This window comes from Xanthobacter sp. YC-JY1 (genome assembly GCF_021730305.1).
Taxonomy (GTDB): Bacteria; Pseudomonadota; Alphaproteobacteria; order Rhizobiales; family Xanthobacteraceae; genus Xanthobacter; species Xanthobacter flavus.
Genome location: NZ_CP032674.1, coordinates 3982901 through 3996111, shown reverse-complemented (window position 1 = coordinate 3996111; position 13211 = coordinate 3982901). Strand labels below are relative to the sequence as shown.

General features: G+C 68.9%; 14 protein-coding genes. 10 read left to right on the top strand and 4 right to left on the bottom strand.

Annotation, left to right across the window (positions count from 1 at the left end; translation table 11 throughout):
- Positions 1–71: 71 nt before the first annotated feature.
- Complete coding sequence (locus D7006_RS18710) at positions 72–224, top strand: DUF3309 family protein (protein WP_168460109.1); 153 nt, start codon at positions 72–74, stop codon at positions 222–224.
- Positions 225–431: 207 nt separating this feature from the next.
- Here the strand turns inward: D7006_RS18710 and D7006_RS18705 are convergent, their stop codons facing one another.
- Positions 432–1787 carry an aspartate aminotransferase family protein gene (locus D7006_RS18705; protein WP_237354105.1) on the bottom strand — a complete coding sequence of 452 codons (1356 nt, stop codon included), beginning with the start codon at positions 1785–1787 and terminating at the stop codon, positions 432–434.
- 262 nt (positions 1788–2049) lie between these two features.
- On the opposite strand from D7006_RS18705, the gene D7006_RS18700 reads away from it, so the two are divergent.
- On the top strand, positions 2050–3924 hold the full coding sequence (locus tag D7006_RS18700) for a hypothetical protein (protein ID WP_237354104.1): 1875 nt from the start codon (positions 2050–2052) through the stop codon (positions 3922–3924).
- Positions 3925–4052: 128 nt separating this feature from the next.
- Positions 4053–5438, top strand: a complete 1386-nt coding sequence (locus D7006_RS18695; RefSeq protein WP_237354103.1) for a sigma-54 dependent transcriptional regulator — start codon at positions 4053–4055, stop codon at positions 5436–5438.
- Between the two features lie 6 nt (positions 5439–5444).
- Here D7006_RS18695 and hslU read toward each other — a convergent pair whose 3' ends face one another.
- Genes hslU through D7006_RS18680 form a run of 3 tightly spaced genes read right to left on the bottom strand, consistent with a single transcriptional unit; the run spans position 5445 to position 8187 of the window.
- Positions 5445–6752, bottom strand: a complete 1308-nt coding sequence (hslU, locus tag D7006_RS18690) for an ATP-dependent protease ATPase subunit HslU (protein ID WP_237354102.1) — start codon at positions 6750–6752, stop codon at positions 5445–5447.
- A 37-nt stretch (positions 6753–6789) separates the two neighbouring features.
- The gene (hslV, locus tag D7006_RS18685) at positions 6790–7335 is read right to left on the bottom strand and encodes an ATP-dependent protease subunit HslV (RefSeq protein WP_024280452.1); all 546 of its coding nucleotides are present in this window, start codon (positions 7333–7335) and stop codon (positions 6790–6792) included.
- Positions 7336–7395: 60 nt separating this feature from the next.
- Positions 7396–8187, bottom strand: a complete 792-nt coding sequence (locus D7006_RS18680) for an alpha/beta fold hydrolase (protein ID WP_237354101.1) — start codon at positions 8185–8187, stop codon at positions 7396–7398.
- Between the two features lie 168 nt (positions 8188–8355).
- On the opposite strand from D7006_RS18680, the gene hisB reads away from it, so the two are divergent.
- The 7 genes from hisB to coaA all read left to right on the top strand — a co-directional run bounded on the left by hisB (position 8356) and on the right by coaA (position 13085).
- Positions 8356–8949 (top strand): imidazoleglycerol-phosphate dehydratase HisB, encoded by a 594-nt coding sequence (gene hisB / locus D7006_RS18675; RefSeq protein WP_237354100.1) that lies wholly within the window; start codon positions 8356–8358, stop codon positions 8947–8949.
- 34 nt (positions 8950–8983) lie between these two features.
- Entirely contained in the window at positions 8984–9469 is a 486-nt protein-coding gene (locus D7006_RS18670; protein ID WP_237354099.1) for a DUF2628 domain-containing protein, read from the top strand.
- A gap of 60 nt (positions 9470–9529) precedes the next feature.
- Positions 9530–10129 carry an imidazole glycerol phosphate synthase subunit HisH gene (gene hisH, locus D7006_RS18665; RefSeq protein WP_237356950.1) on the top strand — a complete coding sequence of 200 codons (600 nt, stop codon included), beginning with the start codon at positions 9530–9532 and terminating at the stop codon, positions 10127–10129.
- Positions 10117–10854: a 1-(5-phosphoribosyl)-5-[(5-phosphoribosylamino)methylideneamino]imidazole-4-carboxamide isomerase gene (hisA, locus tag D7006_RS18660; protein WP_169124016.1), complete on the top strand. Its 738-nt coding sequence runs from the start codon at positions 10117–10119 to the stop codon at positions 10852–10854. Before hisH ends, hisA begins: the two co-directional genes overlap by 13 nt.
- A gap of 7 nt (positions 10855–10861) precedes the next feature.
- Positions 10862–11635, top strand: coding sequence for an imidazole glycerol phosphate synthase subunit HisF (gene hisF / locus D7006_RS18655; RefSeq protein ID WP_169124015.1), 774 nt, complete (start codon positions 10862–10864; stop codon positions 11633–11635).
- A gap of 135 nt (positions 11636–11770) precedes the next feature.
- Positions 11771–12097, top strand: coding sequence for a phosphoribosyl-ATP diphosphatase (locus tag D7006_RS18650; RefSeq protein ID WP_024280445.1), 327 nt, complete (start codon positions 11771–11773; stop codon positions 12095–12097).
- A 16-nt stretch (positions 12098–12113) separates the two neighbouring features.
- A complete protein-coding gene (gene coaA, locus D7006_RS18645; protein WP_169124014.1) occupies positions 12114–13085 on the top strand; it encodes a type I pantothenate kinase in 972 nt (323 codons plus the stop codon).
- Positions 13086–13211: the final 126 nt, after the last annotated feature.

Below are 13211 nucleotides of genomic sequence, written 5' to 3'. Positions count from 1 at the left end.
CAAGGCCTCGTGCGCGTTACCAGATGCGCGAGGTGGAGCGTGGCTCCACCCGACAGAATGGGAGGCCGCCGATGTCCACGATCCTCATCATCATTCTCGTGCTGCTGCTCGTCGGCGCGCTGCCGACATGGGGCTACAGCTCCGGGTGGGGGTATGGACCCGGCGGTATCGTGGGTGTGCTTCTGATCATCGTGATCGTGCTGGCACTCACAGGGCGGCTCTAGTCCGGCGGCCGGCTCTAGCTTCGGCCTGAGCCGGCCATGCCTGCGGCGCGACGCGCCCTAAACCTCAATCCACACTGTCTCCGACCCCGAGACCGCGAATGTGCGGCTCGCGAGCTTGACGCCCCTGCTTCGCGGCCGTGCGCACCTGGCCGTCGGCCGCACTCACATGCGGACCGGCGGCCAGGTTGTGTCCGGAGGCGTCCGGCGTCAGGCGGTCTTTTCGATCACCCGTCCGAGCTTCTCGACGAGTTCGCCCACCTGATCCTTCGAGATGATGAGGGGCGGGGTGATGACGAGCGTGTCGCCGGCGATGCGCATCATGAAGCCTTCTTCGTGGAAGGCCTTTTCCAGCGCCTCGTAGCCGCGCAGTCCGGGCGAGCCGGCGCGCGGGGCCAAGTCCACCGCGCCGGTGATGCCCACGGTGCGGATGTCGAGCACGCCTGGCTTGTCCTTCAGCGACATCACCGCATCGGCGAAGAAGGGCTCCAGCGCCAACGCGTGGGTGAAGGTGTTTTCCTTCGCGTAGAGGTCGAGCGTTGCGAGGCCGGCGGCGCAGGCGAGCGGATGCGCCGAGTAGGTGTAGCCGTGGAACAGCTCCACCATGTGCTCCGGCCCCTTCATGAATGCGTCGTGGATGGGCTTGCGGGCGATCACGCCGCCCATGGGCACGGCGCCGGCCGTGATGCCCTTGGCGAAGCAGATCATGTCCGGGATCACGCCGTAGCGCTCGGCGGCGAAGGCGTAGCCGAGGCGTCCGTAGCCGGTGATGACCTCATCGAAGATCAGCAGGATGCCATACTTGTCGCAGATCTCGCGCAGGCGCTTGAGGTAGCCCTTGGGCGCCGGCAGCACGCCGGTGGAGCCGCCCATGGGCTCGACGATGACGGCCGCGATGGTGGAGGCGTCATGAAGGCCGACGATGCGCTCCAGCTCGTCGGCGAAATGCGCGCCATATTCCGGCTCGCCCTTGGAGAAGGCCTGATTCTCCCGGTCGTAGGTGGTGCGCAGGTGATCGACGCCGGCCAGCATGGTGCCGAAGGTGCGGCGGTTCGCCACCATGCCGCCCACCGAGATGCCGCCGAAGCCGACGCCGTGATAGCCACGCTCGCGGCCGATGAGGCGAGTACGGGTGCCCTGGCCGATGGTCTGCTGGTAGGCGAGGGCGATCTTCAGCGCTGTGTCCACCGCCTCGGAGCCCGAGTTGCAGAAGAACACATGGTCGAGGTCGCCGGGCGCGAGGTCGGCGATCTTGGTGGCGAGGCGGAACGCGCTCAGGTGGCCATATTGGAAGGTCGGGCCGAAATCCATCTCGGCGGCACCGGCGCGGATGGCCTCGACGATGGGCTCGCGATTGTGGCCGGGATTGACGCACCACAGGCCGGCGCAGCCGTCGAGGATCGGGCGGCCTTCAGGCGTGTAATAGTGCATGTCCTTGGCGCGGGACACGAGCCGCGGCCGCTTTTTGAATGACCGGTTGGAGGTAAACGGCATCCAGAAGGCTTCGAGGTCGTTCGGAACGCTGTCCGCGCGCACGCCGTCCGTCACCAGATCGTCCAGAGCCATGATGGTCCTCTCTCGCGCCGACTTCAGGGCGCAATTTGCAACGCGGCAGCGCGCACAATGGGGGTCGCGCGCCTCCGGCACCTGCCGGCCGGCGGCCTCGGGGTGCGGTCGCGTCGCGGCAAGGCTAGCAGTCCGCACCGCTGGTGGGAACCGGCTGGTGGAAGCTTGCCGCAGGGAGCGGGCCGACCATGATCCCGCCCTCTTGCTTGTGCATGGGTTCTGATCGACAAAGATCATGACCGTAGGTTAGGACGGTATCGTGGTGAGCAGCGCTGCAGACGCAGGCGAAGAGAGCGCGGTGGAAGCCGGCGTGGAAGGCGTGGCCAATACGGCCGATGCCTCTGCCGGCGTGCGCGCCGCCCTCGACCGCGTGCTGGCCTCGGCCGATTTCGCCTCCTCGCCCCGCCTCGCCGCCTTTCTGCGGTTCGTAGTCGAATCGACGCTGGACGGTCGCGCCGACGCGCTGAAGGGCTACACCATCGCGGTCGAGGCCCTGGGCCGTCCGCCATCCTTCGATCCCCAGTCCGATCCTATCGTCCGGGTGGAGGCCACCCGGCTTCGACGCGCGCTGGAACGGTATTACGCGACCGTTGGCGCCGACGATCCCGTTGTCATCGACGTCCCCAAAGGCGGCTATGTGCCTCAGTTCCGCGTCCGCGGGCCGGATGATGCGGCGCTGGCCGACCCCGATGCATCCGCCGTGCTGCCGGGATCGACCGAGGTCCCCGCCGAGATCGTCCGCCCCCGCCGGCTGCTGCCGGCCCTGGCGGCGGGGCTCGCGGTGGTGGTGACGGCGGGCGTGGGCCTCGCTCTGTGGGGCACGGAAATCAAGGCGCCGCGGGATGCGGCGTCCGCCGCCGCGACGGCGGACCGCATCCGGCTTCCGCTGGTCGAGGTCCGCACCTTCGAGGCGTCCGGCGACGGGGCGCCGTCCATCACCGAGCTGCGCGCCATCGAGGAGCGGATGCGCGACGCCTTCGCCCGCTTCGATTTCACCCAGGTGCGCGCCGCTGGCGCCGACATCCATGAGGGCGCGGTCGCCGAAGCCTGTGCGGCCAAGGTGCCACGCTCGGTCTTCTCTCTCGCCGGCCTCGCCGAAGGCCGGCCGGACGGCACCTTCTCCCTCGCCGTGCGCCTCACCGACCGCTGCGACGGCTCCATCGTCTGGTCGACCATGCTGGACGGCCTGTCCGGCGCCGGAAAGCTCGCGGAGAGCGAGCAGCGCGTGATCCATGACGTCGCCGTCGCGGTGATGGAAGGCTATGGCGTGGTGCAGGTCCGCGCGCGGGCGCAGGCGCTCGCCCGGGCTCCCGCCTCGGGCTATGGCTGCGTGGCCGCCGCCGCCGCCCAGAGGCGCAGCGACAGCCAGGAGACGCGGCCGGAAATGAAGGCCGAGACCCGGCAGGAGACGCGCGGCATCAATGTGGACGAGTGCCTCGCCGAGCTCACCCGTCGCGACCCCGCCTTCGCTTTGGGCCACGCGGTGCGCGCCGAGACCCAGCTCCAGCGTACTTTGCATGACGACACGCCAGCCCCCTCGGAGGCCGAGCTTGAGGTGATGCTGGACGAGGCCGAGCGCGCCGTGGAACTCGCCCCCGCCAGCGCCTATGCCGCCCGCGCGCTCGCTTTGGTGCAGCTTTTCGCCGGCGAGCCGGACGAGGCGGTAACCACGGCCGAGCGCGCGCTGCGCCTCAATCCGCTCGATTTCGACGTGGCGGCGACGGTGGGCGTGGTGTTCATCGGCGCCGGGCGGATCGCGGAGGGCGAGGCCCTGCTCGCCAACGCCCGCCGCGAGGGCGCCGTGGCGACCCCGTTCCGTGATTCCTATCTGGCGCTCGCCGCCTTCCTGCGGGGCGACCTGATCGCGGCGCAGGCGATGCTGCCTCAGCTGACGCTGCATCCGACGGTGGAAAACCGCATCGCGCTCGCCCTCAGCCTTCACGCCCTCGGGCGCCACAGCGAGGAGCGGGACGTGGTCAACCTGATGGTGCATCAGGCGTCCGATGGCGCCGATGGCGTACGCCGGCTGGTGACGCGTCTGTTGCCGTCCAAGGATCACGCCTCGCGTGCGCTCGCCGCGCTGGAGAGCGCGGGCCTCTCCGCCGAGGCGGGCGTGGGCAAGCCGCCGCGGGGTTGAACGGCGCGCCGGCTTGATCGGGCGGGCGTAAGCCTCACATAGAGAATGGGTTGTGCGGGCGGCAAGGCTTCCTTTACGCTGTCCGGCGTCTACTTCCAGGGATGTTCTTTGCCCGCGATTCACATTCCATGTCCCAATTTTCCATCGCCCGACGCACCGGCGGGCCCACCCGCCTGCTGATCTGCGATCCCGATCCCGCCGTGCGCGTCACGGTTCGGGCGGCGCTGGCGCGTCGAGATTCCCTCGACATGATTGAGGCGGCCGACGTCGCCGGCGCGCTGGCGCTGCTCCCTCGCTGCACCTCCGCCCTCGTCGGCACGGTTGATCCGGAAGATGCCGTGCGCCGGATCCGCGCCAGCGGATTTGTCGGCACGCTCGTCGTGGCGCTGAGCGAAAGCTCGGTGACGGATGCCGTCGCCGCCATGCGGGCCGGGGCCGACGACGTGGTCCAGAAGCCGCTCGTGGTCGAGGAGGTGATGGATCGCCTGCTGGCCGCGACCCCGGCGCGCCGCCCCGAGCGCCGCCGCCGGGCGGCCCGTCCCCTGCCGCGCGGGGGTGATTTCTGCGGTCTCTACGGGCGTTCGACGGCCATGCAGGCGGTCTACGCCCAGATCGAGCGCCTCGCCGCCTCGCGCGCGGCGGTATTCGTGACCGGCGAGAGCGGCACCGGCAAGGATCTGGTAGCTGCGGCGGTCCATGCCGCCTCGTCGCGGCGCGATGCGCCGTTCGTCGCGCTCAACTGCGCCGTCATCCCCGCCGAGCTGATGGAAGTCGCCCTGTTCGGCCGCGAGGACGCCGGTGCCATGGACCGCGCCCAGAGCGGCACGCTCCACCTGGACGAGATCACGCAGATGGAACCGGCCTGCCAGGCCCGGCTGATGCACTTCGTCGAGACGGGGCGGTTCAGTCCCGTGGGCGAGGTGGCGGAGCGTGAGGCGGACGTGCGCCTCGTCTGCGCCACCAGCCGAGACCCGCTGGAGGAGGTGCGCGCCGGCCGGCTGCGGGAAGATCTCTATTACCGGCTGGCGGTGCTGCCGCTGGCGCTGCCGCCGCTGCGGGCACGCGGCGACGACGTGCTGCTTCTGGCTGAGACGTTCCTTGCCCGCTTCGCGGGAGAAGAGGGCCGGCCCATGCCGCGCTTCACGCCCGAGGTGGTGGAGGCGCTGCGCGCCCGGCGCTTCCCCGGCAATGTGCGCGAATTGCAGAACCTGATGCGGCAGGTGGTGATCCTGAGCGAAGGCGGCACCATTCCACCCGGTCTTTTGGCCGAGCCAGCCGCGCCCGAGGCCGACGCCCCCGGCCGCAGCCCCGAGGTGTTCATCCAGGGCTGGTCCGAGGGCCATGCGTGGCACGGCCGGGTCGAGCCGCTGGCGGTGATCGAACGGCGCGCCATCGAGGCCGCCATCGCCGCCTTCGACGGCAACATCTCGCTCGCCGCCGCCGCCCTCGATCTCAGCCCCTCGACCCTCTACCGCAAGAAACTGGCCTGGGGCGAGCGCACGCGGCTGTCTTGAGCCGCCTCAGAGGATGAAGCGGCTGAGATCGGCGTTCTTCGCGAGGTCCGCAACGCGCGAGCGCACATACTCCGCATCCACCACCACCGTCTCGCCGGAACGGTCGGGCGCGGAGAAGGAGAGGTCGTCGAGCACGCGCTCGATCACCGTCTGCAGGCGACGGGCGCCGATATTCTCCACATTGGAGTTCACCTCCACCGCCGCATCGGCGATGGCCTCCACCGCGTCCGCCGTGACGTCCAGCGTCACGCCTTCCGTCCCCATGAGCGCCACCGACTGCTTGACGAGGCTCGCCTCGGTCTCGGTGAGGATGCGCACGAAGTCGGCACGGGTCAGCGCCTCGAGCTCCACGCGGATGGGCAGGCGGCCCTGAAGCTCCGGCAGCAGGTCGGACGGCTTGGAGACGTGGAACGCGCCGGAGGCAATGAACAGGATGTGGTCGGTCTTCACCGACCCGTGCTTGGTGGAGACGGTGGTGCCCTCGATCAGCGGCAGCAGGTCACGCTGCACGCCCTCGCGGGAGACGTCCGCACCCGAGCGGCCCTCGCGCCCGGCGATCTTGTCGATCTCGTCGAGAAAGACGATGCCGTTGTTCTCGACGGCGTGGATCGCCTCCTGGGTGATGGCCTCCTGATCGATCAGCTTGTCCGCCTCTTCGGTGAGAAGAAGGGGATGGGCCTCCTTCACCGTGACGCGGCGCGGCTTGGAGCGGCCGCCGAAGGCCTTGCCCAGCATGTCGCCCAGCGAGATGGCGCCCATCTGCGCGCCCGGCATGCCGGGAATCTCGAACATGGGCATGCCCTGCTGGCCCTGCGCCACCTCGATCTCGACTTCCTTGTCGTCCAGCTCGCCGGCGCGCAGGCGCTTGCGGAAGGCGTCGCGGGTGGCCTGCGAGGCGGTGGCGCCGACGAGGGCGTCGAGCACGCGGTTTTCCGCGGCAAGGTGGGCTTTCGCCTGCACGTCCTTGCGCTTGGCATCGCGGGTCAGGCCGATGCCGACCTCCACGAGATCGCGCACGATCTGCTCCACGTCGCGGCCCACATAGCCGACCTCGGTGAACTTGGTGGCCTCGACCTTCAGGAAGGGCGCGCCGGCGAGCCGGGCGAGGCGGCGGGAAATCTCGGTCTTGCCGACGCCGGTGGGGCCGATCATCAGGATGTTCTTGGGCAGAACCTCCTCGCGCAGCTTCTCGTCCAGCTGCTGTCGGCGCCAGCGGTTGCGCAGGGCGATGGCCACCGCGCGCTTGGCCTTGCCCTGGCCGACAATATGGCGGTCAAGCTCGGAGACGATCTCACGGGGGGAAAAGTCGCTCATGGAATCAGCTGTCCTTATCGCGGGGGGGCGGGGCTGCTCAGGACCCGATGGTTTCCACGACGATGTTCCGGTTGGTGTAGACGCAGATGTCGGCCGCGATCTCCAGCGAGCGGCGCACGATCGCCTCGGGATCCTCCTCGCGATCAAGGAGCGCGCGCGCGGCCGCGAGGGCATACATGCCGCCCGAGCCGATGCCCGCCACGCCCGCATCCGGCTCCAGCACGTCGCCGGTGCCGGTGAGGACGAGGGAGACCGAGGCGTCGGCCACGATCATCATGGCCTCCAGCCGGCGCAGATAGCGGTCGGTCCGCCAGTCCTTGGCGAGTTCCACGGCGGCGCGCTGCAGCTGGCCGGGATACTGCTCCAGCTTCGCTTCCAGCCGCTCGAACAGGGTGAAGGCGTCGGCCGTGGCGCCGGCAAATCCGCCGATCACGTCGCCCCGGCCCAGCCGGCGCACCTTGCGCGCATTGGCCTTGAGCACGGTTTGGCCGAGCGTGACCTGCCCGTCGCCGGCGATGGCGACGCGGTTGCCCTTGCGGACGGTGACGATGGTGGTGCCGTAAATGGTATCAGGGGAATGCATGCAGTGCTCCGCTTGGAGCTTACTTATGCGCTTCCGCGGCTGACGCAACTCGCCTCCCGTTCAGCTTCCGTTGAGGAAGGCGCGCACGGTGGTGCAGAAGTTCTCCGGCGCCTCCACCATGGGGCAGTGGCCGCTGTCGATGATCTCGTCGAGCTTCGCGCCGGGAATGCCGTTCGCCACCTCGCGCACCATGGCCGGGGAGAACACGCGGTCGTCGTCGCAATAGATGGCGAGGGTGGGCGCGGTGATCGTGCCGATGCGGGCGAGGCTGTCGAAGCCGACGCAGACCCCCACCTGGCGGATGAAGGCGTCCTTCTCCTGGTAGAGGCCCGCGTCCAGCGACTGCTGGACCGCCGCAAACAGCGGGATCTTGTTCAGGGTGCGCATGCCGAGCACGAAGGTCGTGAGCGCGGCGCCGAACGTCAGTTCGTTGTCGAGCTGGAGCCGCAGCTCCTTGAACAGCCGCATGATTTCGGTGGTGTAGAGATCATTGCGGGCGATGGTGTTGGACAGCACCAGCCGGTTCACCCGCTTCGGCGCGGCGATGGCCAGCTCCTGCGCGATCATGCCGCCCATGGAATGGCCGATGACGTGGGCCTTCTCGAAGCCCGCCGCATCAAGCACGGCGAGGGCGTCGCGGGCCATGTCGGCGGCGGTGTAGGCGGCCTTGGCCCGCTCGCTCTTGCCGATGTCCCGGTTGTCGAACTCGATGAGGGTGAAGCCCGTCAGCAGCGGGCGCGACAGGGCCCAGAAGGAGCGCTCGGCCGAAAGGCCGGAGATGATGAGCAGGGGCGGGCCTTCGCCGCTGACCTGATACGCAAGCTCCAGCCCGTCATTGTGCGTCGTCGGCATCGGCGATCCCCGTCGGGTTGACGGGTGCGCTATGCCATAGATGGCGCGTCGGCGCGAGGCGGGTGACGCAGGGAAAGGCCGAGCATTCCGTCGCGCGCGCTGTCATTTCATCGCCATATGGCGTTGCAGCGAGGTTGCTGATAGAAGCCGCAGCCTTGGAGGAGTTCCATGCGCAAGGCCGAAATCGTCCGCGAGACCAAGGAGACCCGCGTCACGCTCGCCGTCGACCTCGACGGGATGGGGCGGACCAGCGTGTCCACCGGTGTCGGCTTCCTTGACCACATGCTGGACCTGCTCGGCCGTCACGCTCGTTTTGATCTGGATATCAAGGCGGTGGGCGACCTCCACATCGATTTCCACCACACCACCGAGGATGTGGGCATCGTCCTCGGCCAGGCGGTGAGGAAGGCGCTCGGCGACATGCGCGGCATCACGCGCTATGCCGATGTGCTCCTGCCCATGGACGAGACGCTCACCCGCGTCGCCATCGACATTTCCGGCCGTCCGTTCCTGGTCTTCCGCACCGAGTTCGCGGCGCAGAAGATCGGCGAGTTCGACACCGAGCTGGTGCGGGAATTCTTCCAGGCCTTCGCCTCCAATGCCGGCGTCACCCTGCATGTGGAGACGTTGTACGGGGTGAATGCCCACCACATCGCGGAAAGCTGCTTCAAGGGCCTCGCCCGGGTGCTGCGCGCTGCGGTGGCGGTGGACCCGGCGGCGGCGGGGGAGATTCCCTCCACCAAGGGCGCCCTGGGCACCTGAGGCGGGCAGAGACGAGGCAGGAGACGAGGCAGCCATGGCCAGCTGGACCGTTCTGACCCGCAGCGTCCCCGGCGACACCGCCGAGCAGGCGGCGGGGCGCACCGTGTTCGTGCGCGAGAAATTCTCCTGGGTGACGCTGTTCTTCGCCCCCATCGTGCTGCTGCGCTTCCGCCTGTGGCTGGTGTTTGCCGCCTATGTGGCGGTGATGGTCGTCATGGGCCTCGCGGAAGTGTGGGCCGGCATCGCCGATGGGGTCGGCAACGCGGTGATGATCGGCTTCCACGTCCTCCTCGCTTTGGAACTGCCGCGCCTTCGGCAGCGCAAGCTGGAACGCCTCGGCTATGAGGAGGCCGCCGTGGTGGTCGCCGCCGACCGGGACGAGGCGGAACACCGCTTTTTCGCGGAATGGGACGGACTGTTCCCGGCGCCGCGCGCCGCCTCCGCCCTTCCCGCCATCCGCCCGTCCTTCCCGGTTCCGGGCGGCACACCCGGCGTCATCGGCGCCTTTCCGGGAGCCTGAGGCGTGACCGTCGCCATCATCGACTATAATTCCGGCAACCTGCATTCCGCCGCCAAGGCCATGGAGCGCGCGGCGCAGAGCCTCGCCCATGATGCCGGCCAGACCGTTATCGTCACCAGCGACCCGGAGGTGGTGCGCACCGCTGATCGCGTCGTGCTGCCGGGCGTCGGTGCCTTCGCCGACTGCCGCGCCGGGCTCGATGCCGTGCCGGGCATGGTGGAGGCCATGACCGAGGCGGTGAAGGGCAGGGGGCGCCCCTTCCTCGGCATTTGCGTCGGCCTCCAGCTTCTCGCCGAGCGCGGGCTGGAGCACGGCGTCACCGAGGGCCTCGGCTGGATCCGCGGCGAGGTGGACCGCATCACCCCCAACGATCCCACCCTCAAGATCCCTCACATGGGCTGGAACACGCTGGAAATCGCGCGCGAGCACCCGCTGCTCGCCGGCATTCCCACCGGCGCGTCCGGGCTCCATGCCTATTTCGTCCACTCCTACCACCTCAAGCCGGCGGATGGCATCGACCTCCTCGCCACCACCGACTATGGCGGCACCATCACCGCCGCGGTGGCGCGGGAAAATGTCGCCGGCACCCAGTTCCATCCCGAGAAGAGCCAGACCCTCGGCCTCGCGCTCCTCGCCAATTTCCTGAAGTGGCATCCGTGATCCTCTTTCCGGCCATCGACCTCAAGGACGGCCTCGCCGTGCGCCTCGAACAGGGCGACATGGCGCGGGCCACCGTGTTCAATCGCGACCCTGCCGCCCAGGCGGAGGAGTTCGAGAACCTCGGCTTCCGCTACCTGCATCTCGTCGACCTTGACGGCGCCTTCGCCGGCAAGCCGGTGAACGCGGCGGCGGTGGACCGCATCCTGGAGACGGTCTCCATCCCCGTGCAGCTCGGCGGCGGCATCCGCGACATGCGCACGGTGGAAGGCTGGCTGGAGAAGGGCGTCACCCGCGTGATCCTCGGCACCGCCGCGGTGCGCGATCCGGACTTCGTGAAGGCGGCGGCAAAGGCCCATCCTGGCCGCATCGTGGTGGGCCTCGATGCCCGCGACGGGCGGGTCGCCGTGGAAGGCTGGGCGGAGACATCCGACCTTGCCGCCGTGGACATCGCCCGCCGCTTCGAGGATGCCGGCGTCGCCGCCATCATCTACACCGACATCGCTCGCGACGGCCTGCTGAAGGGCCTGAACCTCGAGGCCACCATCGCGCTGGCCGAGGCCATCTCGCTGCCGGTGATCGCCTCCGGCGGGCTCGCCTCCCTCGCCGACATCGAGGGATTGCTCGCGCCCGGCGCGAAGAAGCTCGAAGGCGCCATCACCGGCCGGGCGCTCTATGATGGGCGGCTCGACCCGCGCGAGGCCCTCGCGCTGGTGGCGGGACGATAGGTGCGCCATGCTGAAGGTCCGCGTCATCCCCTGTCTCGACGTGAAGGACGGCCGCGTGGTGAAGGGCGTCCAGTTCGTGGACCTGCGCGACGCCGGTGATCCGGTGGAGGCCGCGCGCGCCTATGACGCCGCCGGGGCCGACGAGCTCACCTTCCTCGACATCACCGCCAGCCACGAGAACCGCGGCACCATCCTCGATGTGGTGCGCCGCACCGCCGAGCAGTGCTTCATGCCCCTCACCGTGGGCGGCGGCGTGCGCACGGTGGACGATGTGCGCACCCTGCTGCACGCGGGGGCCGACAAGGTCTCCATCAACACCGCCGCCGTGAACCGCCGCGCCTTCGTGGGCGAGGCGGCGGAGAAGTTCGGCGAGCAGTGCATTGTGGTGGCCATCGACGCCAAGAAGGTGTCGCAGCCGGGCGAGGAGAACCGCTGGGAGATATTCACCCATGGCGGCCGCAACCCCACCGGCATCGACGCCATCCAGTATGCCCGCGAGGTGGTGGATCTCGGCGCCGGCGAAATCCTGCTCACCTCCATGGATCGCGACGGCACCGGACAGGGCTTCGACTGCGCGCTGACCCGGGCGGTGGCGGATGCGGTGCATGTGCCGGTCATCGCTTCCGGCGGCGTCGGCATCCTCGACCATCTGGTGGAGGGCATCCGGGACGGGGGCGCCTCGGCGGTGCTCGCCGCCTCCATCTTCCACTTCGGCACCTTCACGGTGCGCGAGGCCAAGGACCGGCTGGCCGAGGCTGGTCTTCCGGTACGGCTCGACTGAGCCGCGCCGGGGGTGGCGATACCGCAGCGCTCCCGGTTAACCCGTTTTTCGCATTTTGTTGATGCGAACCGCTCCCCAAGTCGCTGAAAATGCTTCAGTGCCTTCGTTCCTGACCCTTCTTGTGGGGCCGACCCGATGAGCGACAGCTTCTCCCTCGCCGATCTCGAAGCCATCGTCGCGGCGCGGGCCTCGGCGGACGCCGGCGCATCCTACACTCGTTCCCTGCTGGACAAGGGCGTCGCCAAATGCGCCCAGAAGCTGGGCGAGGAGGCGGTGGAGACGGTGATCGCCGCCGTCTCCGGCAGCGAGAAGGACCTCGTGGGTGAGGCGAGCGACCTCCTCTACCACCTGATGGTGGTGCTCAAGGCCCGTGGCGTGAGCCTCGCCGACATCCATGCCGAGCTTGCGCGGAGGACCGCCCAGTCCGGTCTCGCCGAAAAAGCCGCCCGTCCCACCGCCTGACAGAGACATCGCGATCATGGACCGGCCCATCGACCCCGGCCTCTCCCCGTATCGCTCCTTCTCCCGCGAGGAGTGGGCGAAGCTGCGCCGCGACACGCCCATGACGTTGCGGCCGGACGAGATCGCGCGGCTGGAAGGCCTCGGCGTCCGCCTCTCCATGAAGGAGGTGGAGGAGATCTACCTCCCGCTGTCGCGCCTGCTCTCGCTCTATGTGGCGGCGACGCAGAAGCTCTACCGCGCCATGAGCCATTTCCTCGACCATCGGGAGGGGGAGGCCGCGGGCGAACAGAAGATGCCTTACATTATCGGCGTCGCCGGCTCGGTGGCGGTGGGCAAGTCCACCACCGCGCGCGTGCTGCAGGCGCTGCTCGCCCGCTGGCCCAACACGCCCAAGGTGGACCTCGTCACCACCGACGGCTTCCTCCTGCCCAATGCCATCCTCGAGCGCGAGGGGCTGATGGAGAAGAAGGGCTTCCCCGAGAGCTACGACGTCGCCCTGCTGCTGCGCTTCCTCACTGACATCAAGGCCGGCCGCCGGCCGGTGCGCGCGCCGCTCTACTCGCATTTCTTCTACGACGTGATGCCGGACCAGTATGTGGAGATCGACCGGCCGGACATCCTCATCGTGGAGGGGCTGAATGTGCTCCAGACCACGCGCCCGCCCAAGGACGGCAAGGCGATTCCCTTCGTCTCCGACTTCTTCGACTTCTCGGTCTATATCGACGGCGACGAGGACGTGATCGAGCGCTGGTACGTGGAGCGCTTCATGCGCCTGCGCGAGACCGCCTTCACCGACCCGCTCTCCTACTTCCACCGCTACTCGCAGCTCTCCGACGACGAGGCGCAGGCGACCGCACTGTCCATCTGGCGGCGGATCAACCTCGTCAATCTGCAGGATAACATCCTGCCCACCCGACAGCGCGCCGACCTCATCCTGCGCAAAGCCGGCCGCCACGAAATAGCCGAGGTCAGTCTCAGGCGGCTGTGAAACGGTGCGCCCGGACGGACGCGTGACGGACCGTTCGCCGTGATTCTGTCGGCATGAACCCGCGGTCCAGTGTCGAAGCTTGGCCGGAGTGGTAACGGAGCGGCGACTTCGTTGGTATTTAGCTCT